We start from the raw sequence: 23,705 nt of genomic DNA on the forward strand, positions 1-23,705 counted from the left end.
GGCACCTTGCGGAACTTCCATGTGTCCAACGTGTTAGACGCCTGAAGGCCGGGTCGCAAGTCGGCTGGTTTTCCTCGTTGGACCGCCGCAACGGCAACCATTGCAGGAAACCGGCATCATCATGCGGCGCAAGACCGGCTTGCCAACCTGATGTCTGGAGGCCAGCGATGACCCATGATCCAAACGACCCGAACCGCACGCGTCCGGTTGATCCCGTGACCCCGCGCGATACCCTCAACACGACCCACAACACCACCTATGTCGAGCCGGTCGAGAAACGGTCTTCGGCCCTGCCGCTGATCATCGGTGTGCTTTTGGCACTGGCCTTGGCATATTTCGTGTTGCAGCAGTTCACCGGCGATGACGACACGGTCGCCGTGGACGGTGACACCACGACCGTGACCACGACCGATGCCCCGGCAACGACGGCCGCCGATACAGCCGCGGACGAGGCCGAAGCGGCCGCAGCCCAAGCCGAGACGGCCGCCGAAAATGCTGCCGATGCGACCGAGAATGCCGCCGATGACGCAGCCGATGCCGCAGGCGCGGCTGCGGATGACGCGGGCGAAGCGGTTGACGATGCAATCACCGTCGATGAGGCTCCTGCTACGGATGCCCCTGCGACGACGGCACCGGCTGCCCCGGCACCCGCGAACTGATTGCCGCACCGGATCGAATGCAGAACCCGGGGTTTTCGGACCCCGGGTTTTTTTGCGCATCCGGGTAATCGTTCCGCTACGTCATCACATGCCCTTGTGAACAAAACTTTCGCGATGCTATCAGGTAACACGACGGGGACGACAAGCGAGGGGGTGGCGTATCCATGAAGATCGGCGCATTACGGGAAGGGTTTGCGGGCGAGGCTCGGGTTGCGGTCACGCCCGCCTCGGCCGGGCATCTCATGAAGCTGGGCCATGAGGTCTTTGTCGAAAGCGGGGCGGGCGCGCGGGCGGGGTTTTCCGACGACGCTTATCGCGCCGCCGGCGTAACGGTGGTGCCGTCGGCGGACGAACTGATCGCCCTGGTCGATGTCGTGGCCAAGGTCAGGCCCCCCGCCGAAGGCGAGATCGCTCAGATGCGCGAAGGGCAGACGCTGATCAGCTTTTTCTATCCTTCCCAGAACGCCGAGCTGTTGAGCCTGGCCAAGGAGCAGGGCGTTACCGCCATTGCCATGGACATGGTGCCGCGCATCAGCCGCGCGCAAAAGATGGACGCCCTGTCCTCGATGGCCAATATCGCCGGCTATCGCGCGGTGATCGAGGCCGCGAACAATTTCGGCCGGTTCTTCACGGGCCAGGTCACGGCGGCGGGCAAGGTGCCTCCGGCCAAGGTGCTGGTGGTCGGTGCAGGGGTCGCGGGACTGGCCGCGATCGGCACGGCGGTCAGCCTTGGCGCCCAGGTCTATGCCTTTGACGTCCGCCCCGAGGTGGCCGAGCAGATCGAATCGATGGGCGCCGAGTTTGTCTATCTGGACTTCGAAGACGCTCAGGACGGGGCGGCGACGGGTGGCTATGCCGCGCCCTCGTCGCCCGAATTCCGCGAAAAGCAGCTTGCCAAGTTCCGGGAACTGGCGCCGCAGATGGATGTGGTGATCACCACCGCGCTGATCCCCGGCCGCGACGCGCCCAAGCTGTGGACCCGCGACATGGTCGAGGCGATGAAGCCCGGCAGCGTGATCGTGGATCTTGCCGCCGAACGCGGCGGCAATTGCGAGCTGACAATTCCTGACGAAAAGCACGTCACCGAAAATGGCGTGACGATTATCGGCTATACCGATTTTCCGTCGCGCATGGGCGCGCAGGCGTCCGAACTCTACGGCAACAACATCCGTCATTTCGTGGCCGACCTGACGCCCAAGAAGGACGGCGTGATCCAGCACAACATGGAGGACGACGTGATCCGGGGCGCCACGGTGACGCACGACCGTGACATCACCTGGCCGCCGCCGCCGCCCAAGATCGCCGCCATCGCCGCCCAGAAGCCCAAGGAAAAGAAGCGCGAACTGACGGTCGAGGAACGCCGCGCCGCCGAGGTCGCCGCCTTCAAGGCCGAGACGCGCAGCCAGGTCGGCCTGCTGGTGGGCGGGGGCCTGCTGGTGCTGCTGATCGGCATGGTCGCCCCGGTCAGCTTCATGGCGCATTTCATCGTTTTCGTGCTGGCGTGTTTCGTCGGCTTCCGGGTGATCTGGAACGTCGCCCATTCGCTGCACACGCCGTTGATGGCGATCACCAACGCGATCAGTTCGATCATCATCCTGGGCGCGCTGATGCAGATCGGGTCGGGATCGTGGTGGGTCGTCCTGCTGGGCGCCCTGGCCGTTCTGATGGCGGGCGTCAACATCTTCGGCGGCTTCATGGTCACGCGCCGGATGCTGGCGATGTTCCAGAAGTCGTAAGGGAGAGGAAAGCATGGAATACGGATTCACCACCGCGGCCTATGTGGTCGCAGCCGTGCTGTTCATCCTGTCGCTGGGGGGGCTGTCGGGTCAGGAAAGCGCCAAGCGGGCGATCTGGTACGGCATCGTCGGCATGGGTCTGGCCGTGCTGGCGACGCTGTTCGGGCCGGGCGCAGGAAACTGGCTGCTGTCGGTCGTGATGATCGCCATTGGCGGCGCCGTCGGCTGGGTTGTCGCCAAGCGCGTGCAGATGACCGAGATGCCGCAACTGGTCGCCGCCATGCATTCGCTGGTCGGCTTGGCCGCGGTCTTCGTGGGCTTCAACGCCCAGATCGAACTGGCCCGCGTGCTGCGCGCCAAGGCCGAGGGCGGCGTGCAGATCTTTCATGGCTTTGCCGCCGTGCTGGCCGACAAGACCCCGGCCGAGATCGCAATGCTGAAGATCGAGGTCTTTCTGGGCATCTTCATCGGCGCGGTGACCTTTACCGGGTCGGTCGTGGCATTCGGCAAGCTGGCCGGCAAGGTGGACGGCAAGCCCAAGAAACTGCCGGGCGGGCACATGCTGAATGCGGGCGCCCTGGGGCTGTCGATCCTGCTGGGCATTCTTTATTTCACGGGCGTTGGTCCGGCGATCCTGTGGCTGATCCTGATCACGCTGCTGGCCTTCTTCATCGGCTATCATCTGATCATGGGCATCGGCGGGGCCGACATGCCGGTGGTGGTGTCGATGCTGAACAGCTATTCCGGCTGGGCCGCCGCCGCCATCGGCTTTACGCTGGGCAACGACCTGCTGATCGTGGTGGGCGCGCTTGTCGGTTCATCCGGTGCGATCTTGTCCTACATCATGTGCAGGGCGATGAACCGCAACTTTGTCAGTGTGATCCTGGGCGGATTCGGCGGCGAGACCGGCCCCGCGGCCGAGATCGAGGGCGAGCAGGTCGCCATCGATGCCGAAGGGGTGGCGGCGGCGCTGAACGACGCCGACAGCGTCATCATCGTGCCCGGTTACGGCATGGCGGTGGCGCAGGCGCAGGGCGCGGTCAGCGAACTGACCCGCAAGCTGCGGGCGGCGGGCAAGACCGTGCGCTTTGCCATCCATCCCGTCGCGGGCCGCCTGCCGGGCCACATGAACGTGCTGCTGGCCGAGGCCAAGGTGCCCTATGACATCGTCATGGAGATGGACGAGATCAACGAGGACTTTCCGTCCACCGACGTGGTGATCGTCATCGGCAGCAACGACATCGTGAACCCGGCCGCCCAGGACGATCCGAACAGCCCCATCGCCGGGATGCCGGTTCTGGAGGTCTGGAAGGCCAAGCAGGTGTTCGTCAGCAAGCGCGGTCAGGGCACCGGCTATTCCGGCATCGAAAACCCGCTGTTCTTCAAGGAAAACACCCGGATGTTCTATGGCGATGCCAAGGACAGCATCAACAAGCTGCTGCCGATGATCGAGTGAGGAAGAAAGGGGGCGTCCGATCGGATGCCCCTTTCGATTCGTGCCTGTCCCGCCCGCATTTCAGGCAGCCTGTAAAGCGATTTGATCGCAAAACTGTTTCCATGCAAACGCATGAAGTCACCGTGCAGAGTCGCTTGGCGATACAAAGGGTTTGGGTTGTGATGACGCTTGATCGAACAACCAGACCAACGGGGACAGCGCCATGAACCATCCGGACTATATCCACATCGAGAGGGGCGACCCATCGCTTTATAATGAGGATCTGGCGCCGGTTCCTCATGAACGGCGGCATTGGGGCGCATTCGAGATCTTCAACGTCTGGAACAATGACATCCAGAGCCTGTTCGGCTATACCCTGGCCGCGTCGCTGTTCCTGTCCTATGGCCTGAACGGCTGGCTGACCTTCGCGGCGATCGTGGTTGCGGGACTGATCGTGATGGGGCTGGTGAACCTGTCAGGCCGCCCTTCGGTCCGCTATGGAATTCCCTATGCGGTCATGGCCCGGTCCTCGATGGGGGTGAAGGGCGCGCGGTTTCCGGCGCTGATCCGGGGGGTCGTCGCGATCTTCTGGTATGGGGTGCAGACCTATTTCGCCTCGACCGCGGTGGCCCTGGCGATCCACGCCCTTTTCGGGATCGACGATGCGGGGGGCGGGTTCCTGGGCCTGAACGGCGTCGACTGGATCGCCTATATCATCGTCGCGGGCTTCCAGATCGGGTTGTTCCTGATGGGGATGGAATCGGTCGGCAGGTTCCTGAACTGGGCCGGGCCGTTCGTCTATGTCGTGATGATCGCCCTGGCCCTGATGATCTGGTACCAGGCGGGCAACGGCATCTGGTCGGAAATCGGACTGATCTTCCAGGGCGGCGAAAGCGAGCGTGGCGCGGTGGCGGGCTTCATCGCGGTGGTGGGCACCATGGTTGCCTATTTCGCGGCGGTGGTGATCAATTTCGGGGACTTTTCGCGCTTTGTCCAAACCGAGCGGCAGATGCGGATCGGCAATTTCTGGGGCCTGCCGGTGTCGATGGCGTTCTTTTCGTTCATCGCGCTGTTCATCACCGCAGGCGCCGTCGTTCTGTTCGGGGAACGGCTGACCGACCCCACCGCCATCGTCGAACGGGTGGACAGCCTGGCACTGACCCTGATTGCGGCCGTCACGTTCTTTGCGGCAACCGTAGGCATCAACCTGGTGGCGAACTTCGTGCCCGCTGCCTATGACATCGCGAACCTTTCGCCTTCGACCATCAGCGCCCGGACGGGGGGGCTGATCACCGCAGCCGTCGCCTTTGTCATCGGCGCCTTGTGGGTATCGCTGATCTCGACCATCGGGATCGCCGGATTCGTCGATACGCTGGGGGCGATTCTGGCCCCGCTCTACGGGATACTGATCGCCGACTACTACATCGTGAAAAAGCGCCGGCTGCAGATCGACCAGATGTTCACGGCCGATCCCTCGGGGCTCTATTACTATGACGGGGGCTGGAACCGGCGGGCGATCCTTGCGGTGGGGGTGGCTGCCCTGTTTTCCATCGGAACGGTATGGCTGCCGTCGCTGCAGGCGCTGGCGGGATTCGGCTGGCTGATCGGCGCGCTGCTGGGCGGGGTGCTGTATATCATGCTGGCGCGCGACAGATAAGGGGGCCGATGTGGGGCCGGAATTCGAACATCCGCTGCGATACGAGGTAGCCAATGAACTGCATGCCCGGCCATCGCCGCGGCTGTCGGCCCCGGCCACCTGCATCTTTCTGGCCTTCAAGGAACCCGAATTCGCGGCCCGCCGTGACCCTGCCCGCGATCTGGAACACCTGACCGAACTGACCGCACGGCATGGCGGACCCCGCCCGGACCCCGATTCCAGCCATTACCAGGGACGGCTTGGGCGCCATGACCTGAAGTGGGAAAGCCATACGGAATTCGTGACCTACATGGCCCTGACGCCGGGCCTGCCCATCAGGCCGTTCGATCCTTCGGCCGCCGCGATCTTTCCGCAGGACTGGCAAGGGTCGGCCCCCGGCAAGCGCGTGGCCGCCGTGATGGTGCAGATCGACGTGCTGCCTGACGATCCGGGCGAGGCCCTGAACAGGATCGAACGGTGGTTCGTGCGCGACAGCCTGACCGCCGTATGGGTGCTGGAGGAATCCGTGCTGATCGCCGGAGACTTCCGGATCGACGCCGACGGCTGGATGCGGTTTGCCATGTTCGTCCGCCCCGGCGTGGGCGAGGGCCGCATCGGCCGGATCGTGCATCGGCTGGTCGAGCTGGAAACCTATCGCACCATGTCGATGCTGGGGCTTGGGCGGGTTCGGGGGCTGACGGCGCGGCTGAACGTCATCGAGCCAAAGCTGGCTGCCATCGTCGCGCAAATGACCGATGAAAACTGTCCCGCCGAGGCCGTGCTTCAGGATCTTCTGGATGTCTCGGCCGAACTGGAGGCACAGGCCGTTTCCCATTCCTTCCGCTTTGGCGCGACCAAGGCCTATGAGGCGATCGTCATGGACCGGATCTCGTCCCTGCGCGAAAGCCGGTTTCGCGACCGCCAGATGCTGACCGAATTCATGCATCGCCGGTATCGACCGGCCATGCGCACCATCGGTTCGGCCGAGTCGCGTCTGACGGCGATGCTGGAACGGGCGGAACGGGCGGGCGAGCTGCTGCGCACCCGCGTCGATGTCGAGCGTTCGGCACAGAACCAGGCCTTGCTTGCGCGGATGGACCGCCGCGCCGAATTGCAACTGCGCCTGCAGCATACGGTCGAAGGGCTGTCGGTGGTCGCCATCAGCTATTATGTCATAGGCCTGCTGTCCTATGCGCTGTCTCCGGTAGCCGCGCGGCTGGCGGTGGACAAGGGCTATCTGATCGCAGGCCTGACCCCGATCACCGTGGTCGTCGTCTGGCTGGCCATGCGCCGGGTTCGGAGGAGCCTGCACAGCCACGGTCCCGATGATGGAATATGACTGGACAACCGGGGACCGGGCGCTGACATGATGGGGGATCAATCGCCAAAGGAAGTGATCGTGAAAAGACTTCTTGCCTTGGCCGCACTGCTGGGCCTCTCGGCCTGCGGCATTCCGGTGGTGCCGTTCATATGACAGGGACAGCCTTGAAAAAACGCCTGACCCTGTTTGGCCTTGCCCATTGCTCCACGTGCCAAAAGGCGCAGGCCGAGCTGGAGGAAAACGGCTGGACGGTGGACTTTCGCGATGTGCAAAAGGAACCCCTGACCGAGGGCGAGCGCGCGTCCCTGGTCGCCGACTTCGGCGACAGGCTGGTCAACCGGGCCAGCCTGACCTGGCGGGGCCTGTCCGAGGCCGAGCGCGCAGCCGATCCCGTAGCCTTGCTGGGCAGCAAGCCCAGCGTCATGAAACGCCCCACCATCATTGCGGGCGATCTGCGCCTGTCGGGCTGGACGGCAAACGTCAAGCGTGCCCTGGGCGTGGCTGCCTAACGGCTTGCACCGGCCAGGGACCGCATCAGGGGCACGATACCCGACAGGTCATAGCCCGCATCGGCGGCTGTCTGCAGCAGTTCGGACTCGGACTGCTTGCCGGACTGGCTGAGCGCCCACAGAACGGTGGACCGGTTTCCCGATCGGCAATAGGCGACGGCGGGCTTGGCGCCATCCAGCGCCGACGCAAATCCCTGGATCAGGTCGGGCGTGACCTGACCGGGAAAGAATGGCAGATAATGATACGCCATTCCGGCCTCGGCCGCTGCCTTGGCGATCAGATCGTGGTCGATGGCTCCGTCCTCGGTGTCGGGACGGTTGTTGATCAGCGTCCTGAAGCCCGACCGGGCCAGCAGCGCCACATCCTCGAGTTCGATCTGCGAGGAAACAGCGAGGTTCGGGGTAAGCTGACGCAGGTCCATGACAAGCCCTTTGCTGAATAGGTTTCCGATTGTGTTGAACCTCTGGGAAAGTCAAGACCACGCAGCAGAAAGCCCTTCCCGCTGGCCATGGGCCTCGACCAGCGCAGGAAGGTGGCTGAAATCGTCGAAGGCTGCCGCATGAACCATCTCGGACGCGCCCGACCGGCGATAGCCCTGGGCATAGAGGAGAAAGGGCACCCCAAGCGACGCTGCGCAGGCGGCATCGAATTCGCTGTCGCCGACATAGATGGCGTGGGGACGCCGGGGATCGGCCCCAAGCCTTTCAAGCGCCCTTCGCAAGGGCAGGGGATGGGGCTTGCGAAAGGGGGTCGAATCGCCGCCGATCAGGCAATCGAACAAATGGGCCAGTCCGGCATGTGCAAGGGCCGCATGGGTCACGGATAACGGCTTGTTGGTGCAGATCCCCAAAGGGTGGCCGCGCCCGGCCAGCGTTTCCAGCGTTTCCGAAACCTCTGGAAAGACCGTCGTTCGATCATGGGCATGTTCGTAAAGCGCCATGAAGGCCCTGACCAGGTCCGACATGCGAGCGTCGTCCAGACGCCGTGCCGCGACGACCTTTCGCCAGAGCGTCTCGACCCCTTCTCCGACAAAGCCCCGGACCTCGTTCAGATCCAAAGGGACGGCACCGATATCGGTCAAGACGGCGTTCACACAGGCCTGGATGTCGGGCGCGCTGTCAATCAGGGTCCCGTCCAGATCGAACACCACGGGGCAGGGGGCAAGGCAGACGTTCATCCGTGTTTCCACTTGATGGAACACCCCATGGACGGAACCTGCTTGTCGGGGCCGCGGCCCGTGTCTGCGATCAACAGCATCGCCTCGAGCAGTTCGGGACGTGCATCGTCGGGACCTTTGCTGCGCCCGGACTGGTCGAACCGGCCGCGATACTGCAACTCGCCACGGGCATTGTATCCAAAGAAATCCGGCGTGCATTCGGCGCCATAGGCCCTCGCAACCGCCTGGGTTTCATCGTAGAGATAGGGAAAGGTAAAGCCATGGCGATCGGCCTTGGCCTTCATCTCGGCGAACCCGTCCTCGGGATAGGCGTCAGCATCGTTCGACGATATCGCCGCCACGCCGATCCCCGCAGCCTGTATCCTTCCCGCATCCCGCACGATCCGGTCGATGATCGACTGCACATAGGGGCAGTGGTTGCAGATGAACATGACCAGCGTTCCGCGCGGGCCCCGCACGTCGGCAAGGCCATAGGTCCGTCCATCCGTCCCCGGCAGCGTGAAATCATGCCAGGGCGCGCCAAAATCGCAGACGGGGGGTGAAACAGCCATGATCCTCTCCATTCCGATGCTCGGGTGAAAATGGTGGCACGAAAATCGGCGCAACGCCATGATCCATGGCGCTTCTGCAAGGGGGTGGTTCTGACGTCAACGGGAACCGGCCCTCGCAAGGATCGCCGCGGCGATTTCGGGCACCGGCCTGTCGATATCGACCGTCACCGCGCGCTCGTCCGCAGCAGGGGGCTCCAGCGTATCGAGCTGGCTTTGCAGCAGCGCCAGAGGCATGTAGTGACCCGTTCTCTGGGCCATCCGCCGATGCAGAAGCGCCTCGGACCCGGCCAGATGCACGAACAGCAGCTCGCGCAGGCCCGAACTGCTTCGCAACCGGTTCCGATAAGACCGGCGCAACGCCGAACAGCCCAGAATCAGGCCCCGCGGATGATCCGCCAGCGCCCGCCCGCAGCGTTCCAGCCAAGGCCACCGATCCGCATCGTCCAGGGCCGTCCCGGCCCGCATCTTGGCAACATTCAGGGGATCGTGAAAATCATCGCCATCCAGATAGGGCAGGCCGGTTCGGGCCGAAAGTTCGGCGCCGACCGAGGACTTGCCACACCCTGCCACTCCCATAAGCACCATATGCAGTGGACCAGAACGGGACACCGATTCCTCCAAGAATGATCGCCCTGCGGCCTTCACGGCGTGATACGCCAAGGGGCGATAGGATGCATGTGCCAATCAGGCGTCGACAGATTGCAAAAGCGATTTCTTCGCAGCAACCGCAAGGCGATTGGCGCCGGCATTGCCTCCGGCACCTGATCCGGTCCAAGGGAATTTCTGGCCGAACCGAAGGGGCTAGAGGGATGCATGAGACAGGAGGGTCTGGCCGATGTGCGCCTGAATCACGATGATGCTGGGCCTTGTCGTCAGGGCGGCCTGAGAGATCGCCGGCCTGCATTGCGAAGTAACACGCGACGATCAGGCGGTTCTCTTGACCTGTTGAGAGCCCCTGGACATAGCGTCAGCTATAAGAGGAACGTTTCCTTTTATCAGTTACCTATAGAAACACTCGCACCGATGCGAAGGGTTGGGCATTGTGACTCTGTTTGTGTTGGAAAAGTGGCGGAGGGGATGGGCCTGACGTCGAACCTTCTCCAGTCTAAGTCATTGTTTTTATTGATCGCACGCACCCTCGACGGAATGGCGAGACCCGACCTCCTGTATGACCTGCGACGCGGGCCGACGGATCCTACCTGATCGCGGGCTGGATGCCGGTCGACGAGTTCGCCGATCTGCTCTCGCTCGACTTGGACGAAGATCGCGACTTCGAGACAGTTGCAGGACTTGTCCTCGACGAAGTGGGCCAGTTGCCGGAAGTGGGGCAGCGCATCGACCTGCAAGGCTGGGGGGTCGAGGTGGTCGATATGGACGGTCGGCGCATCGACAAGCTTCTGGTGCAGAAGGCGGCGGCCTGAGCCCGCCGCCGCTATCCTGGATTTAGGGCCAGATCGCCCAGACATAGACGAGGTAGCCGGCGAGCAGGACCGCGCCCTCCCATCGCGCGATCCTGCGCCCGGTCCAGGCGAAGGCGACCAGCGCCAGCGAGACGCCGATCATCACGAGGTTGTCGAAGCTCACGATCTCGGCCGGGACCACGCCTGGCGCGATCAGCGCGGTGAAGCCGCCGATGCCAAGGATGTTGTAGATGTTCGAACCGACGATGTTGCCGAAGGCCACGTCGCCCTGCTTTTTGAGCCCGGCGACGATGGAGGTGACGAGTTCCGGCATGGAGGTGCCGACCGCGACGATGGTCAGCCCGATCACTGTCTCTGAGATGCCGAAGCCACGCGCGAGCGATACGGCGCCGTCGACGAGGAACTTGCCGCCGAACACGACGAGCACCAGTCCGGCGACGGCGATCAGGGCTGAGACGAGGAGCGACGCCTGTGGTGGCGCCGGAGGGGCGAGCGCGGGATCTACCTCCTGCAAGGCGATGCTCTTGTCGTAGACCGCTCCGTGATCCGGGGTGGCGGCGCGCTCTTGCCGGAAGGCAAGAAAGATGTACCCAACGAGCGCAAGGATGAAGACCGCGCCTACGGCCCGCCCCATGGGCATCACCGCAGCGGCTGCCGCGAAGGCCACGGCCACGGCCAGCATCACCAGACCGTCGCGCTTGAGAGCCGACGACGCCACGATAATCGGGCTCAGGAGTGCCGCGATGCCCGCGATCAGCAGGATGTTGGCGATGTTGGAACCGACGATGTTGCCGTACGCGATCCCCGGCGCATCCGAAAGCGCGGCCTGCACGGACGTTACGAGCTCGGGCGTCGAGGTGCCGAAGCCCACCAGCGTTAACCCAATGACAAGTGGCGAAACGCCCAAGCCCGTGGCGACCTGCACGGCCCCGCGCACCAACAGTTCGCCGCCTGCAATCAGCAAGACAAGGCCGCCAATAAGCGGCAACCAGATTTCCAACACGTTCAAACTCCGTACGTTTTTTGATTGAGAACCTAGGGTCAGTCCCTATAAATCTTTCTTGCACGCCAGCATGTTGACTGATTCATGCTGGTCATGAACCAGAGCAATACAAGATACTTCTGGCTGAGCGCGGAGCAGATGCGACGCATTCAGCCCTTCTTTCCCAAAGCGCGAGGGCGTGCCCGATCTGACGATTGCAAGGTGCTGAGCGGCATCATCTATGTCAAGCGAAACGGTCTTCGCTGGCAAGATGCGCCAGCGGTCTATGGCCCTTATAAGACCCTGTATAACCGGTTCGCCCGCTGGTCCCGGATGGGCATCTTCGCCAGAATATTTCAGGAGCTGGCGCAACCAGGCGCTCAAGGCGACACGCTGATGATGGACAGCACATTCCTGAAGGCGCACCGCACCGCGGCCAGTCTTCGAAAAAAGGGGATCGTACGCGCGCGATCGGACGCACGAAAGGCGCGGAGGGGACGGGCCTGGGGTCGAACCTTCTCTGGCGAGTTGCCTCTCCACGCGGATGACGATGCACACAGGTCTGCTTGCACGCGCGCCACCGGCTGCCAGCGGGATATCTTTCCAGGCTGGGCCGACTGGTTGGCATATTTCAGAAACTCCCCAGCAACGTTCCCAGGGTGATCAGCACGATCAGCGCGAGGATCGGGACGGCCACGGCGACGACGGCGACATCAAGATAGGCCTCGCGGTGCGTCAGGCCGCAGATTGCTAGAAGCGTGATGACGGCACCGTTATGGGGCAATGCGTCGAGCCCGCCGGTGGCCACCGCGGTCACCCGGTGCATCAGCTCCGGCGAGATACCCGCGGCCTGGGCCATCTCCAGATAGACGCCGCCGAGCGTGGTGAGCGCGATGCTCATGCCTCCGGACGCCGAGCCGGTCATCCCGGCCAGAAGGTTGACCGAGATCGCCAGCGAGATCAGGGGATTGTCGCCGCCGATCCCGATCACCGAATCACGGATCAGCGCGAAGGCCGACAGCGAGGCGATGACGGAGCCGAACCCGACAAGGCTCGCGGTATTGAAGATCGGCAGCAGCGAGGCGTGGGCCCCGGCATCCAGCGAGGCGGTCAGCCTCGGTAGGCGCGACCAGTTCACGGCGATCATGAGCACGATTGAAATGACCAGCGCGGCGATTATGGACCAGATGCCGCGCACCGCATCGATGGTCACCGAGCCATATTCGGGCGCGGCAAGATAGTCGGTGTCCATGGCCGGGATGACGAGGGCGGTAAAGGTGAGGTTGATGGCGATCACCGTGACGAGCGGCAGTGCCGCCAACATGAGGGCCGGCGGCGCGGCCGGACGCGCCCCGGCCGGGAGTTCGCCAATGTCGAAGCCTTCGCCCGCGGCGCGCTCGCGCAAGGCCCTGTCAGTGCGCCGTTCAGCGTCGGGGTGGTCGCCGTAGCCTTCGGAGGTGGCCCGCGCCCGTCGCTCCAACCACAGTTGGCCAAGCGCAAACATAATCAACGCCGTCAGGATGCCGAGCCCCGGCGCGGCAAAGGGCGACGTGCCGAAATAAGGCATCGGGATCGCGTTCTGGATCGCCGGCGTGCCGGGCAGCGCGGTCATGGTGAAGGTGAAGGCGCCAAGAGCGATGGTGCCCGGTATCAGCCGCTTGGGGAGATTGGCGCGGCGAAAGACTGCTGCAGCGATCGGAAACACGGCGAACGCGACCACGAACAGCGATACCCCGCCATAGGTCATCGCCGCGCATGACAGCACCACCGCCAATATGGCGCGGTCGCTGCCAAGCCTCCGGATCGTGGCGTTGGCCAGAACCTCGGCACTGCCGGTATCCTCCATCAGCTTGCCGAAGATGGCCCCGAGCAGGAAGACCGGGAAGTACTGGACGATGAAATCACCCGTCGCCACCATGAAGATCTGAGTGTAACTGGCAAGCAGCGGCCGTTCAAACGAGGCGAGCACGGTGAGCAGGGCGAGACCCGGCGCCAGGATCAGCAAGGTGACGCCACGGTAAGCGAGATACATGAGCCCGCCGAGCGCAGCAACGACGACCAGGATGCCATACATTTGCGACTACTCCGCTGACCGGTTGGCGCTCGACTTGTTGGACCTCTGCATCGGCCGCAGCGAGTCGACGAACAGCGCGTCGAGGTCGAACGTGGAGCGCACGCCGAGGTCACCAAAGTTCGCCTCTAGCCAATGGTGCGCCCAACCCCGGCCGCGCTGTTGCAGGTGGCTGAGGAATGTCCATTCGGCGTTGAGCTTGCTGGAGGCGTCCAGGTCCTGCAGCTCCTCATCAGCATGGATCAGATGGACCCGCATGTCGCGGTAGCGTTCCGTCTCAAGCCCCTCCGCCTCAATAAGTTTGTGCAGCAGCTGGATCGCCCGAAGGTCCTTTATGAGGCTGGAATTGAAGCTGATCTCGTTCACCCGGTTGAGGATCTCACGCCCCGTTCGCGGCAGTTTGCTGCGAGTCATAGGATTGATCTGGACGATCACCATGTCACGACAGTCGGTCTCGTCGACTAGGCGGTGAAGCGCTGGATTGCCGATATAGCCACCGTCCCAATAGGCTTCGCCATCGATCTCCACCGCCTGGTACACCGATGGCAGACAGGCCGAGGCCATGATCGTTTCCACCGACAGATGCGGCTGGGTAAAGACGCGCGCCTGGCCGGTGCGCACATTGGTAGCGGTGACAAAGATCTTCGGCATCGCGCAGGCATTGACCCGATCGAAGTCGACCGTGCTGGCTACGAGGTCGCGCAACGGATTGATGTCGAGCGGATTGAGCTCATAGGGAGAGAACTGCCGTGACAGGTTGTCGAAGAATTGGTAGCCGGGCGACTTGTCGAGGTTGAAGTTGCCGGTGAGCCTGTTCCACCAGCTGCGCTGCACCGGCGAAAAGCGCGCTGCAACGCTCACGGCCCGCCAGAAGGCGGCGAGCGCCTCGCGCGCTCCCTCCCGGCCACGCTCTTGAAATCCTTGCGCAAGCACCACGGCATTCATTGCCCCAGCGCTGGTCCCGCTGATGCCGGCGATCTCCAGCCGTTCGTCTTCCAGGATGCGGTCGAGCACACCCCAAGTCAGCGCCCCGTGGGACCCGCCGCCCTGAAGCGCCAGATCGATCGTCTTTTTGGGCTGTTGCTGGACCATATCGCCCTCCACACATGCGCTTCCCGCGTCTACGCCGCGGCACGACTCTCAGGCCGCCATCATGATGCGGATGGCGGCTGCAAACCACCACCCCGCCCAGACAGCGGCGGCGGTCAACAGGAGGCCGGTGGCAACCGCCCAGCCGAACGCCGTCGCCCCTCCGCGAAGGGCCAGGACGATCCGCACACCGGCATTCACGCTGATCGCTGCTGCCAGCGGCACGACCGCCTCGGATGCCGGCAACTGCCCGGCAACAACAAGCGAGGCAAGCGCAACGGCAGCGGATCCCGTGCTCACCAGCCCCGCGAGCGCCGCCGACACCAGGACGGCCTCGCTTCCGAAACGGTCGTTCAGGACAGCGGAGACGACGATGACCGTCGCCACGATCGTCGCAAAGCTCAATGCGCCCTGGACGCTGAAAATCCGGCTGGGAAGTTCGAGCCCATCGGGCTCTGCGCCGCCGCCGCGCGATCCGATGCGTGCAAGCAGGATCCCATAGAGGAAGGCCACGCCCGAAGGGATGATCAGGATCGGGGCTGCAAGTGTGAACATCGAGGAGCTGAGGAACAGCAGTACGATGCCGGTTTGCGCGAGCGACGAAACCGAGGAGAACGTGACACCAGCAGCAGCGGGATAGGCCTCGAACGGCCGATCCTGCACCTTCTTCAACATGGCCGCCACGGTGGCGGTGCTCGACACGAACCCCGAGAGGAAACCGCTCAGCGGCAGCCCCAGCCGTGAACCGAAGACCCGCGTGCAGACGTGGCCGACAGCGCCGATCGCCATGACGAGAATGACGATCACGAACAGGTTTTGCGGATTGATCGCCCCGCCCGGACCCAAGTCTTCGTTGGGCAGGATCGGCAGGATCAGTAGCGCCGAGACGCCGAGGATGAGGCCGTCGCGGATCTCGAAGTCGTTTAGCACCGAGCGACTGAACTCGCGCAGCACTGTGCGCGCGGCCAGGAGCGCCGCGACCAGAACCCCGGATGCCGCCGCGAGGAACGTGTGCTCGATCGACAGTGCGCCCAGCACGACCACGATCAGCAGCGCAAGGCTGGTCGTCAGGCCCGCCTGACGATCCGGCTGAGACAGATGCGTCACCATGCGCAGGCCGCCGATGACGGCGACGGCGACGGCGAGCATCGGCCATCCACCGGCAATCTGACTCAGCGCCCCGGTCAGCGAGGCGAGCGCAAAGGTGCGCACCCCTGCCTGGGCGGGGCCTCCGGTCGTTCCCGCATTCCGCTCGCGTTCGATCCCGATCAAAAGGCCGATGCCCAAGGCCTCGAGCAGCAATAACACTTGAGAGGTTTCCAAGACTATTTTACCATTCTTTGTTGCATCCAACGAACGAATGACCGGACAGTAGGCGGTTTGGCGGCTGCCGTTGCAGTCAGGCCCACCTTGTGCTTTGCGCAGTGCCGTATCGCAACGGATTTCGAGCTATGGCTGAATCTGGGTGACGCGGCTCGGTCACCAGCGAGGCTGGCTTGTCGCTCGCCCGGATCGCGGCCCGGATCTTCGGCGTGGTCGTCCCCTGCTCGTGAAGCGAGATCAGCATTCCCAGCCCTCGTCCGTTTGGTGGGGAAACAGTCCAATGGATTGTCTTCCTTCTTGTCCGCCGCACCCCCCGCAGGATCGATTTTGCCTTGAACAGGGCAATCCAGCGAGAGTCTATGTCCTCATCCGGGATGGAACGCCTGGGGCACCAGTAAGCCCTATCATTCGGCCAACAACTACAGTAAACAAAATCCACGCATCATGATTTGGCGGCCGTGAGCCAGTTAGATGAGATAGTGGGGATTAGAGCATGAAAATGCTTGCGACATCAGTGCGCCTCGTGGCCTTCTCAACGTTCTGGCTAGCGCTGACAGGGGGCGCAATGGATGCGCTGTACTACGGGGCGCCAGCGGTCCTGCTGACAACCTCAATCAGCCTTGCGCTTTACCCGGCGACACAACCGGGGATTCGGCTGTGGTGGGCGGTCCTGTACGTGCCGCACCTCCTGCTCCGCGGCTTCTTAGGTGGTCTGGACGTCGCGCGGCGAGTGCTCGACCCACGTCTGCCCGTCCGGCCCGGCTGGCGCCGGGTGCCGCTCTTGACGAATATCGCTGAGGTGAATGCCGTCCTTGGCGGGGTCGTCAGCGTTCTGCCTGGCTCATTGGCCGCAGGGATCCGCAATGGCGCGTTGGAGGTTCACATGCTTGACACCGAAGATTTCAACCTGCGCAGCCTTCAGGCAGAAGAACGCCGCGTGCTACGCTTGTTTGGTATGCCTGTCGTTACCCCTCGCTACGCAGGAGAAAATCGTGGACGCAGCTGACCATTTCATGGTCGCCGCCGTCGTTCTTCTGCTCACGCTGGCGCTGGCGCTTTTTCGTGCCTGGTTCGGGCCACGGGCGATCGACCACGTAATGGCAGCGCAACTCGTCGCGACCAGCGGGGTCGGCGTGGCGCTGACGCTGGGCGCGGCCAGGGACGACGCTTCGATGCTGGATGCGGCCTTGGTTGGCACAGTGCTGGCCTCGGTGGCAATTCTCGCTTTTGTGCGGGACGGCCAGAGTGATGCGGACGAGCCCGGAGACCCAAAGCCATGACATTGGCCGATTACCTGGTCCCTGCGCTTCTTTACATCGGTGTCTTTTTCTATGCGGCCGGATCGTTGGGGCTGCTCAGGTTTCAAGATGCCGAGTTAAGGCTGCACGCGCTTACCAAGGCCGACAACGTCGGTCTGGGCTTCGTGGCGCTTGCCGCCGCGTTGCACTGGGGTTCGGTGGCTGTCGCTTTCAAGATCGCCGCCGTCTGGCTGTTCGCGCTCATGGCCGCCGGAGCGACCGCACAACTGATGGCGCGCCGCGCGAAGACTGCGGCCGAGCGGGGCACGGACCGATGACGCTGGCATTCGACCTCATCCTCTGCCTGATGATCGTCGGTACTGCAGCCGCAGCGCTTCTCACGCACAACGCGCTGGCGGCAATCGTTTTTTTCATCGTTTTCGGCAATCTGCTCGGACTGGCATGGCTGGCTATGAACGCAGTCAATGTCGCCATGGCAGAGATCGCCATCGGCGCGGGCATCACCGGAGTTTTGCTGATACTGACGCGGCAACGGCTGATGGCGCTTGGTGACGATCTGATCAGCGCCGAGACGCCCGGCTGGCTACGTGCCGGCGCGGTGTTGGCCTGCACTGGTTTGACGGCGCTGGTTGGGTCCGCGGTCCTGAGTGTCGCGCCCGCAGACGACTTGGGCGGGCCAATCGCCGCGCTGCTGCCGGAGCTTGGCATCGAGAACCCGGTGACTGGCGTGCTTCTGGCCTTCCGGGCCTATGACACATTGCTGGAAACATTCGTCCTGCTGGGCGCGCTTGTCGCAGTCTGGTCGCTCGCCCCGGGAAATGCATGGCCGCGCCCGCCCGCGTCACTGAACCTGGCGGAAAGCGGGGGGGGAAGCGTCGCTCAGGCCTTCGGACGGTTGCTCTTGCCCTTGGCGCTGGTGATGGCGGCCTATCTGGTCTGGGCCGGGTCGGACTTTCCGGGTGGAGCGTTTCAGGCCGGAACCGTGCTTGCCGGCGGTCTGATCATCGCCGCGATCGGCGGAGCGGTCGCATGGCCGCGGGCCGACAACAGCATTCTCCGCGCGGTGCTTGTGCTTGGCCCGGGGGTCTTTCTCATCATCGGCCTGGCGGGAATCGCACTGGGCCGATTCCTGTTCTATCCGCCAGGCTTCGCGAAGGCCATGATCGTCGCGATCGAGTACAGCCTTGCGCTGTCGATCGGCGCGACCCTCGCGCTGCTACTGGCGGGTCGGTCGGTAGCGCCGGATCATAGGAGCTGACTACTGCATGCCAACGTTAATGCATCTTTACCCGCTAACAGGGGCGGCATTGGTGGGGCTCGGCCTCTACGGCATCGTGACCCTGCGTCATCCGTTGCGTCAGCTTCTGGCCGTCAATGTGGTTGGTGCCGGTATCTTCCTGATCCTCGGTGGACTCGGGCGCGGCACCGCTTCGACCGATCCGTTCCCGCAGGCGCTGGTCATCACCGGCATCGTCGTCGCGGTGGCGCTCACCGCTTTCGGTGCTGCGTTGGTTGTGCGCGTGGCCGAGGAGGAGCGGGCACGAGATGACACCGCGGCGGTCGAAGCGACCGGCGACAGTGCATGAGCCCGCTTGACCTGCTTGTCGCAGTGCCCCTCGCTCTGATGATCGCGGCGGTGCTGCTTGGGAGCCGGGGACGCTTATTGCTACTGGCGGCAATTCCGGTCATGGCGGGTCTGACGGTGTGGCTGCTGCTACTGCCAGAGGGTACCGCCCATATAGTGGGTGACTGGAACCTGCCGCTGGGAATCCTGTTGCGTGCGGATGGGGTGGCACAGCTTTTGGTGGCAGCCACGTCAGCCTGCGCTTCGATCATTGGACTGTACGCGCTGCGCGAATTCGCGCCCGGGCCGAGCGGGTCGGAGACCGCCCACGGCTATGCCTTCTGGCCGCTCTTCTACCTGTTGTGGGGCGGAGCAAATGCTGGATTCCTGACCACCGATCTCTTCAATCTTTATGTCGCGCTGGAAATGGTCAGCCTTGCCGCGGTGGCGATGGCGGCGATGGGCTCGCTGCGCGCCGCGCTGCAGTACTTCGTGGTCGCGCTGGTCGGATCGCTGGCCTACCTGCTAGGCGTCGCGCTTCTGTTTGCCAATTACGCGACAGTGGACATCACACTGCTGGCCGGGACAGCGAGGCCGGACCTTGCGACCAAGGTCGCACTGGCGGTGATGACGGCGGGACTGCTGATCAAGGCGGCGGTCTTTCCGCTGCACGGCTGGCTGCCGCCAGCCCATGCCGCAGCACCCGCACCCGCCAGCGCCCTGCTCTCCGCGATTGTCGTCAAGGTAGGATTCGTGATCCTGCTGCGCCTTTGGTTCGAGGCCTTCCCGGCCATCGTAGCCCCTGCGGCACTCGATGTGCTTGGCTGGCTCGGTGCGCTGGCGGTACTTTACGGCTCGATCCAGGCGATCCGGCAGGAAACCCTGAAAGCCCTCGTGGCCTATTCGACCGTGGCGCAGATCGGCTATCTGCTGCTGGCTTTTCCGCTTGTCGTGACAGCGGCAGGGTCCGACCGGGCTTGGGCCGGAATGACAATCCATGCGATAGCCCACATGCTTGCGAAGGCTGCGATGTTCCTCGCGGCCGGGCTTATGCTCAAGGCGGTGAACGGCCACCGCTTGGAGGACCTTAGTGGCCTTGTGCGGGTAATGCCGCTGACGGTGGCTGCCTTCGGGCTGGCCGCGATATCATTGATGGGCCTGCCGCCCTCGGCCGGCTTCATAGCGAAGTTCCTCCTGCTCGAGGCTGCGCTGGAGCAAGGCGCCGTGTTCCAGGCCGCCATCCTGCTCGTTGGCGGGTTGATGGCCGCAGTCTACCTGTTCAATCCGCTATCCAGGACCTTCGCCGGCAGAGACACACCGGTTACCGAGGCAAAGGACACGTTGCAAACCGCCGCTCCGCTGGCGCTGGGGCTTCTGGCAGTGTCGCTGGGGTTCGCCGGACAAGCGATGGTCGATATCTCTGCAGGGGTGTCCCAGGCAGGGCCTCCGGCGGCTGCGGTTGGGGAGGTCCCGTGAACAGTCTTTTACCCCTGCTGCTGGTCTCGCTGACAATCGTTCCGGCGCTGATCAGCTTTGCCCTGCCGGACCGCCTCGCGGTCTGGCGCGACGCGATCAACATCGGCTTCGCCCTGAGCAAGCTGGCGCTCGTGGGCGCCTTGCTGCTGGCAGCACGCGAGGGCACGATCACGGAATGGCGCTACGAATTCCTGCCGGGACACGAATTCATCCTCCGGCCGGATTCACTTTCATTGCTGTTTGTCACTCTCTCTGCCTTCCTGTGGCTGATAACCACCGTCTATGCGATCGCCTATTTCAAGCGCGGACCGCACTTGGGGCGCTTCTTCGGATTCTTCAACCTCTGTGTCCTATCGGCGACCGGAGTGGCCATTTCTGGCACGGCGATCACCTTCTTCCTCTTCTATGAACTCCTGACCTTGGCGACGTGGCCGCTGGTCGTCCACAAGGGTGACGAGAAGTCCCTCCGCGCGGGGCGCATCTACCTGATCTATACGCTGGCAGGCAGCGCCGCCTTTCTGGCGGGCATCGTCTGGCTGAAGTCGCTCGTCGGCACGATCGAGTTCACGGCACCGCCTGATCTGACCGGGATCCCGCGGCTGGAACTCACGCTGATCTTCATCCTTTGCATCGGCGGGCTCGGCGTGAAGGCGGCGCTCATCCCGTTCCACGTATGGTTGCCCGAGGCGATGGCCGCGCCCGCTCCGGTGAGCGCGCTGCTCCACGCCGTGGCCGTGGTCAAGGCCGGCGCGTTCGGGATCCTGAGGATGATCTACGACGTTTACGGAATCGATACGGTATCGGAGCTTGGCCTCGGCACGCCGCTTGCCTTGTGGGCCGGAGCGACCATCCTCTATGGCTCGTTCCGCGCCGTGATGCAGACCGACATCAAGAAGCGGCTGGCCTATTCGACGGTCAGCCAGGTCAGCTACATCATTCTCGGGGCCAGCCTGATCGGCCCCTTCGCGATCATCGGCGGGCTGGTGCATCTGGTGCATCAGGGGATCATGAAGATCACTCTTTTCATGTGCGCAGGGGCGCTGGACAACCGGATGGGGATCAAGTTGGTGGCGGATCTCGACGGTGCCGGGCGGGCGATGCCGGTGACAATGGCAGCCTTCAGCATCGGCGCGCTCGGCATGATCGGCATTCCGCCGACCGCAGGTTTCATCTCGAAATGGTACCTGGGGATGGGAGGGCTGCAGTCCGAGGCGAGTTGGGTCATCGCCGTTCTGGCGGGATCGTCACTTCTGAATGCGCTCTACTTCCTGCCGCTGCTCTACCGCGCCTGGCTGCTTCCGCCATCGAAGGAGCTGGCGCCGGTACGCGAACTGGACGGCGCGTGGAACAGGATGCTGGTCCTCCCCGCCGCGGTGACCGCCCTGATAACATTGGCGGCCGGAGCCTTTGCGACTTTTCCGTTCAGCCCGCTGAGATGGGCCGAGCTGATCGCCGAGAGTGGCTATCTGAAATGACAATCGCACCCAGCCTTCTTCTGTTGGTCGTGATCCTCTGGCCACTCTTTCTCGCCTTTCTGTGCCTGCTGCCGAAGCTGGGGCCGAGGATGCTTTTGGCGCTGCCGCTTGGGCCGCTCCCGGCACTCGCCGCCGTGTTCCTGGCGCCGCGAGACCAGACCCTGAGCGTGCCTGGGGTACTGCTCGATGGCGGACTCCGACTGACCGAAACGGGGGTGCTGTTTCTGGGCGGCGCCGCGCTGCTGTGGTTCTGGGCTGGGGTTTATGCCCTGCGGTACATGCGCGGCGATTCCCGCGCGCAAACCTTTGCCCTGTTCTGGATGCTGGTACTCGCTGGAAACCTGGGTGTGTTTCTGGCAGCGGATCTGGCGACCTTCTACGTGTCCTTCGCGCTGGTGTCGCTGGCCGCCTATCCGCTTGTGATCCACGATCGCAAACCCGCGTCGATGAGGGCCGGCGTGGTCTACATCATCCTTGCAGTTGTCGGCGAAACCGCGCTGCTGGCCGGTTTCATGATGATCGCCCATGCGGCAGGGGGAACGATCCTCATAGAGGGGGTTCGCGACAGGCTCGCCGACCCGGGGGCCGACCCGCTGGTGCTGTGGTTGCTGATTGCGGGTTTCGGCATCAAGGCGGGATTGGTCCCGCTGCATGTCTGGCTTCCGGTGGCACATCCGGCGGCGCCGGTCCCGGCCTCGGCGGTGCTGTCTGGCGCCATCGTGAAGGCGGGCATCTTCGGGCTGGTCACATTTCTGCCTTGGGGCAGCGCCTGGCCGATCAGTGGAACGCTGCTGGCTCTTGCGGGGTTCGGCGGGCTCTTCACGGCGGCGCTCTACGGGGCGATGCAGGGCAATCCAAAGACGGTGCTGGCCTATTCAACAGTCAGCCAGATGGGGCTTCTGATGGGCGTGATGGGCGCGGCGCTGGCGGCGGGCCTGCCGGCGGCTTCGGTTCTGCCGGCGGTAGCGCTTTATGCGCTGCATCACGGGCTGGCCAAGGGGGCGCTGTTCCTGGGCGTCGGCGTGGTCGGCAAGGCTCGGGGCGTGGCGCGGGGCTTGGTGATCGCGGCACTGGCAATGGCCGCCTTGTCGGTGGCCGGGTTGCCGCTAACCGCCGGCGCGCTTGTGAAATCGGCGATCAAGGGTCCCGCAGGCGACTTTGGCGCGACGTTAATCGGCCTCTCGGCGCTGACCTCAGGGCTGTTGCTGGTGCGCTACTTTTTCACCCTTCCCGCGCCTGCAAAATCTGGCGGCCCGCCCGGTCTCATGGTGGTGCCGCTGGTAGCGCTGTCAGCCGCCGCGCTTGGCCTGCCGTGGTCACTCTATGCCCGGGCAACGGGCAATGCGCCCTACGAGGCGATTGACCTGTTGGCGCTCGGCATCAGCGCCTGGCCCCTTGGGCTCGCGGCAGTTCTCGTCATCGCCGCGTTGGGAACCGGACTGCGCGCCCCGTCGCTGGCCGAAGGCGACCTGCTCGGCCCGGCAGCCCGGCTCAGCGCGAGGGCAGCCGCCGTTGCCCGGGCAGCCGCATTGGCGGGCCGATCGGAGAGGCCGGGCGAAAACGGGCAGCTCTTGGCGGAGATCGCCGAGGGGCTTGAGCGTCTGGAACGGCTGATCAACGATCGTGCGGCCACGTCGGCCGCCGTTATACTGATTGCGCTGGGCCTGTTCGCTGCGCTTACCTGACGGCGCCGCGTGCGAAACTAGTCAGCGATCGCCGTTCAGCGGAGATGTCCACCAGCCCACCGAGTCTTTGGCAGCAGCAAGTAGTTTGCTTTTAGTTTCGTATTGTGAGGCTTTTTCTGCCAGACGCTTTTTGCAACGTCCTCAAGTCACTCGCGTCGACCGAGGAACTGCAGCAGGAACATGAACATGTTGATGAAGTCGAGGTATAGGCGCAGGTCGTGTCTCGGAAGTGGTAGAAATTGGATGGCGGCGTAATCTCCGGGTGAACTGACACCCACCCAGCCGGCGGCTGCAACCGCCAGGGAGATCACGCCATGAAGCAGAATACCGACAGC

The 23,705-nt window shown here is 63.8% G+C and carries 22 protein-coding genes and 3 pseudogenes; 16 read left to right on the plus strand and 9 right to left on the minus strand.

Annotation, left to right across the window (positions count from 1 at the left end; translation table 11 throughout):
- The first annotated feature begins 167 nt into the window (after positions 1 to 167).
- From EYE42_RS07860 to EYE42_RS07885, 6 genes are all read left to right on the plus strand, one after another.
- On the plus strand, positions 168 to 659 hold the full coding sequence (locus EYE42_RS07860) for a hypothetical protein (protein ID WP_130990756.1): 492 nt from the start codon (positions 168 to 170) through the stop codon (positions 657 to 659).
- A gap of 164 nt (positions 660 to 823) precedes the next feature.
- Positions 824 to 2,395 carry a Re/Si-specific NAD(P)(+) transhydrogenase subunit alpha gene (locus EYE42_RS07865; RefSeq protein WP_130990757.1) on the plus strand — a complete coding sequence of 524 codons (1,572 nt, stop codon included), beginning with the start codon at positions 824 to 826 and terminating at the stop codon, positions 2,393 to 2,395.
- 13 nt (positions 2,396 to 2,408) lie between these two features.
- A complete protein-coding gene (locus EYE42_RS07870; protein ID WP_130990758.1) occupies positions 2,409 to 3,851 on the plus strand; it encodes an NAD(P)(+) transhydrogenase (Re/Si-specific) subunit beta in 1,443 nt (480 codons plus the stop codon).
- 202 nt (positions 3,852 to 4,053) lie between these two features.
- Entirely contained in the window at positions 4,054 to 5,487 is a 1,434-nt protein-coding gene (locus tag EYE42_RS07875; RefSeq protein ID WP_130990759.1) for an NCS1 family nucleobase:cation symporter-1, read from the plus strand.
- 10 nt (positions 5,488 to 5,497) lie between these two features.
- Positions 5,498 to 6,805 (plus strand): DUF3422 family protein, encoded by a 1,308-nt coding sequence (locus EYE42_RS07880; protein WP_130990760.1) that lies wholly within the window; start codon positions 5,498 to 5,500, stop codon positions 6,803 to 6,805.
- A gap of 146 nt (positions 6,806 to 6,951) precedes the next feature.
- The gene (locus EYE42_RS07885; RefSeq protein WP_246020646.1) at positions 6,952 to 7,296 is read left to right on the plus strand and encodes an arsenate reductase family protein; all 345 of its coding nucleotides are present in this window, start codon (positions 6,952 to 6,954) and stop codon (positions 7,294 to 7,296) included.
- Here the strand turns inward: EYE42_RS07885 and EYE42_RS07890 are convergent.
- The 4 genes from EYE42_RS07890 to EYE42_RS07905 form a co-directional block, all read right to left on the minus strand.
- Positions 7,293 to 7,718: a TIGR01244 family sulfur transferase gene (locus EYE42_RS07890; protein ID WP_130990761.1), complete on the minus strand. Its 426-nt coding sequence runs from the start codon at positions 7,716 to 7,718 to the stop codon at positions 7,293 to 7,295. The two genes, EYE42_RS07885 and EYE42_RS07890, sit on opposite strands and share 4 nt — an antisense overlap.
- Positions 7,719 to 7,769: 51 nt before the next feature.
- Complete coding sequence (gene gph, locus EYE42_RS07895) at positions 7,770 to 8,474, minus strand: phosphoglycolate phosphatase (RefSeq protein ID WP_130990762.1); 705 nt, start codon at positions 8,472 to 8,474, stop codon at positions 7,770 to 7,772.
- Positions 8,471 to 9,025 (minus strand): thioredoxin family protein, encoded by a 555-nt coding sequence (locus tag EYE42_RS07900; protein ID WP_130990763.1) that lies wholly within the window; start codon positions 9,023 to 9,025, stop codon positions 8,471 to 8,473. Before EYE42_RS07900 ends, gph begins: the two co-directional genes overlap by 4 nt.
- Positions 9,026 to 9,121: 96 nt before the next feature.
- Entirely contained in the window at positions 9,122 to 9,610 is a 489-nt protein-coding gene (locus tag EYE42_RS07905) for a gluconokinase, GntK/IdnK-type (protein ID WP_165455742.1), read from the minus strand.
- Positions 9,611 to 10,218: 608 nt separating this feature from the next.
- On the opposite strand from EYE42_RS07905, the pseudogene EYE42_RS07910 reads away from it, so the two are divergent.
- Positions 10,219 to 10,446 (plus strand): annotated as a pseudogene (locus tag EYE42_RS07910) (transporter associated domain-containing protein); the annotation flags it as partial.
- A 22-nt stretch (positions 10,447 to 10,468) separates the two neighbouring features.
- Here EYE42_RS07910 and EYE42_RS07915 read toward each other — a convergent pair.
- The gene (locus tag EYE42_RS07915) at positions 10,469 to 11,449 is read right to left on the minus strand and encodes a calcium/sodium antiporter (RefSeq protein WP_089389417.1); all 981 of its coding nucleotides are present in this window, start codon (positions 11,447 to 11,449) and stop codon (positions 10,469 to 10,471) included.
- Between the two features lie 93 nt (positions 11,450 to 11,542).
- Here EYE42_RS07915 and EYE42_RS07920 point away from each other — a divergent pair.
- Positions 11,543 to 11,934, plus strand: a pseudogene (locus EYE42_RS07920) (IS5 family transposase); the annotation flags it as partial.
- A gap of 125 nt (positions 11,935 to 12,059) precedes the next feature.
- On the opposite strand, the gene EYE42_RS07925 reads toward EYE42_RS07920, so the two are convergent.
- Genes EYE42_RS07925 through EYE42_RS07935 form a run of 3 tightly spaced genes read right to left on the minus strand, consistent with a single transcriptional unit; the run spans position 12,060 to position 15,911 of the window.
- Positions 12,060 to 13,502 carry a GntP family permease gene (locus EYE42_RS07925; RefSeq protein WP_130990764.1) on the minus strand — a complete coding sequence of 481 codons (1,443 nt, stop codon included), beginning with the start codon at positions 13,500 to 13,502 and terminating at the stop codon, positions 12,060 to 12,062.
- Positions 13,503 to 13,508: 6 nt separating this feature from the next.
- Positions 13,509 to 14,591, minus strand: coding sequence for a patatin-like phospholipase family protein (locus EYE42_RS07930; RefSeq protein WP_130990765.1), 1,083 nt, complete (start codon positions 14,589 to 14,591; stop codon positions 13,509 to 13,511).
- Between the two features lie 48 nt (positions 14,592 to 14,639).
- On the minus strand, positions 14,640 to 15,911 hold the full coding sequence (locus EYE42_RS07935) for an MgtC/SapB family protein (protein ID WP_165455743.1): 1,272 nt from the start codon (positions 15,909 to 15,911) through the stop codon (positions 14,640 to 14,642).
- Positions 15,912 to 16,404: 493 nt separating this feature from the next.
- Here EYE42_RS07935 and EYE42_RS07940 point away from each other — a divergent pair, with 493 nt between their 5' ends.
- The 8 genes from EYE42_RS07940 (at position 16,405) to EYE42_RS16310 (ending at position 23,370) form a co-directional block, all read left to right on the plus strand.
- Complete coding sequence (locus EYE42_RS07940) at positions 16,405 to 16,917, plus strand: Na+/H+ antiporter subunit E (RefSeq protein ID WP_088411786.1); 513 nt, start codon at positions 16,405 to 16,407, stop codon at positions 16,915 to 16,917.
- Positions 16,904 to 17,191, plus strand: a complete 288-nt coding sequence (locus EYE42_RS07945) for an MrpF/PhaF family protein (RefSeq protein WP_198398661.1) — start codon at positions 16,904 to 16,906, stop codon at positions 17,189 to 17,191. The genes EYE42_RS07940 and EYE42_RS07945 overlap by 14 nt, the downstream gene beginning before the upstream one ends.
- Positions 17,188 to 17,487: a cation:proton antiporter gene (locus EYE42_RS07950; RefSeq protein WP_088411788.1), complete on the plus strand. Its 300-nt coding sequence runs from the start codon at positions 17,188 to 17,190 to the stop codon at positions 17,485 to 17,487. The genes EYE42_RS07945 and EYE42_RS07950 overlap by 4 nt, the downstream gene beginning before the upstream one ends.
- Positions 17,484 to 18,428: an MnhB domain-containing protein gene (locus EYE42_RS07955; protein ID WP_130990767.1), complete on the plus strand. Its 945-nt coding sequence runs from the start codon at positions 17,484 to 17,486 to the stop codon at positions 18,426 to 18,428. The genes EYE42_RS07950 and EYE42_RS07955 overlap by 4 nt, the downstream gene beginning before the upstream one ends.
- 19 nt (positions 18,429 to 18,447) lie before the next feature.
- On the plus strand, positions 18,448 to 18,756 hold the full coding sequence (locus EYE42_RS07960; RefSeq protein ID WP_198398662.1) for an NADH-quinone oxidoreductase subunit K: 309 nt from the start codon (positions 18,448 to 18,450) through the stop codon (positions 18,754 to 18,756).
- A complete protein-coding gene (locus EYE42_RS07965; protein WP_089389411.1) occupies positions 18,753 to 20,210 on the plus strand; it encodes a complex I subunit 5 family protein in 1,458 nt (485 codons plus the stop codon). The genes EYE42_RS07960 and EYE42_RS07965 overlap by 4 nt, the downstream gene beginning before the upstream one ends.
- Positions 20,207 to 21,685, plus strand: coding sequence for a complex I subunit 5 family protein (locus EYE42_RS07970; RefSeq protein ID WP_088411796.1), 1,479 nt, complete (start codon positions 20,207 to 20,209; stop codon positions 21,683 to 21,685). The genes EYE42_RS07965 and EYE42_RS07970 overlap by 4 nt, the downstream gene beginning before the upstream one ends.
- Positions 21,686 to 22,005: 320 nt before the next feature.
- Positions 22,006 to 23,370, plus strand: a complete 1,365-nt coding sequence (locus EYE42_RS16310) for a complex I subunit 5 family protein (RefSeq protein ID WP_246020654.1) — start codon at positions 22,006 to 22,008, stop codon at positions 23,368 to 23,370.
- 146 nt (positions 23,371 to 23,516) lie between these two features.
- On the opposite strand, the pseudogene EYE42_RS16155 reads toward EYE42_RS16310, so the two are convergent.
- Positions 23,517 to 23,705: pseudogene (locus tag EYE42_RS16155) on the minus strand (hypothetical protein); the annotation flags it as partial.

It is taken from the genome of Paracoccus subflavus, from assembly GCF_004310345.1.
GTDB classification, from domain to species: domain Bacteria; phylum Pseudomonadota; class Alphaproteobacteria; order Rhodobacterales; family Rhodobacteraceae; genus Paracoccus; species Paracoccus subflavus.

Coding starts and splice junctions, on each gene's coding strand:
- EYE42_RS07860 (WP_130990756.1), top strand. CDS start 168: ATGACCCATGATCCAAACGACCCGAACCGCACGCGTCCGGTTGATCCC.
- EYE42_RS07865 (WP_130990757.1), top strand. CDS start 824: ATGAAGATCGGCGCATTACGGGAAGGGTTTGCGGGCGAGGCTCGGGTT.
- EYE42_RS07870 (WP_130990758.1), top strand. CDS start 2,409: ATGGAATACGGATTCACCACCGCGGCCTATGTGGTCGCAGCCGTGCTG.
- EYE42_RS07875 (WP_130990759.1), top strand. CDS start 4,054: ATGAACCATCCGGACTATATCCACATCGAGAGGGGCGACCCATCGCTT.
- EYE42_RS07890 (WP_130990761.1), bottom strand. CDS start 7,718: ATGGACCTGCGTCAGCTTACCCCGAACCTCGCTGTTTCCTCGCAGATC.
- gph (WP_130990762.1), bottom strand. CDS start 8,474: ATGAACGTCTGCCTTGCCCCCTGCCCCGTGGTGTTCGATCTGGACGGG.
- EYE42_RS07900 (WP_130990763.1), bottom strand. CDS start 9,025: ATGGCTGTTTCACCCCCCGTCTGCGATTTTGGCGCGCCCTGGCATGAT.
- EYE42_RS07905 (WP_165455742.1), bottom strand. CDS start 9,610: ATGGTGCTTATGGGAGTGGCAGGGTGTGGCAAGTCCTCGGTCGGCGCC.
- EYE42_RS07925 (WP_130990764.1), bottom strand. CDS start 13,502: ATGTATGGCATCCTGGTCGTCGTTGCTGCGCTCGGCGGGCTCATGTAT.
- EYE42_RS07930 (WP_130990765.1), bottom strand. CDS start 14,591: ATGGTCCAGCAACAGCCCAAAAAGACGATCGATCTGGCGCTTCAGGGC.
- EYE42_RS07940 (WP_088411786.1), top strand. CDS start 16,405: ATGAAAATGCTTGCGACATCAGTGCGCCTCGTGGCCTTCTCAACGTTC.
- EYE42_RS07950 (WP_088411788.1), top strand. CDS start 17,188: ATGACATTGGCCGATTACCTGGTCCCTGCGCTTCTTTACATCGGTGTC.
- EYE42_RS07955 (WP_130990767.1), top strand. CDS start 17,484: ATGACGCTGGCATTCGACCTCATCCTCTGCCTGATGATCGTCGGTACT.
- EYE42_RS07960 (WP_198398662.1), top strand. CDS start 18,448: ATGCATCTTTACCCGCTAACAGGGGCGGCATTGGTGGGGCTCGGCCTC.
- EYE42_RS07965 (WP_089389411.1), top strand. CDS start 18,753: ATGAGCCCGCTTGACCTGCTTGTCGCAGTGCCCCTCGCTCTGATGATC.
- EYE42_RS16310 (WP_246020654.1), top strand. CDS start 22,006: ATGCTGGTACTCGCTGGAAACCTGGGTGTGTTTCTGGCAGCGGATCTG.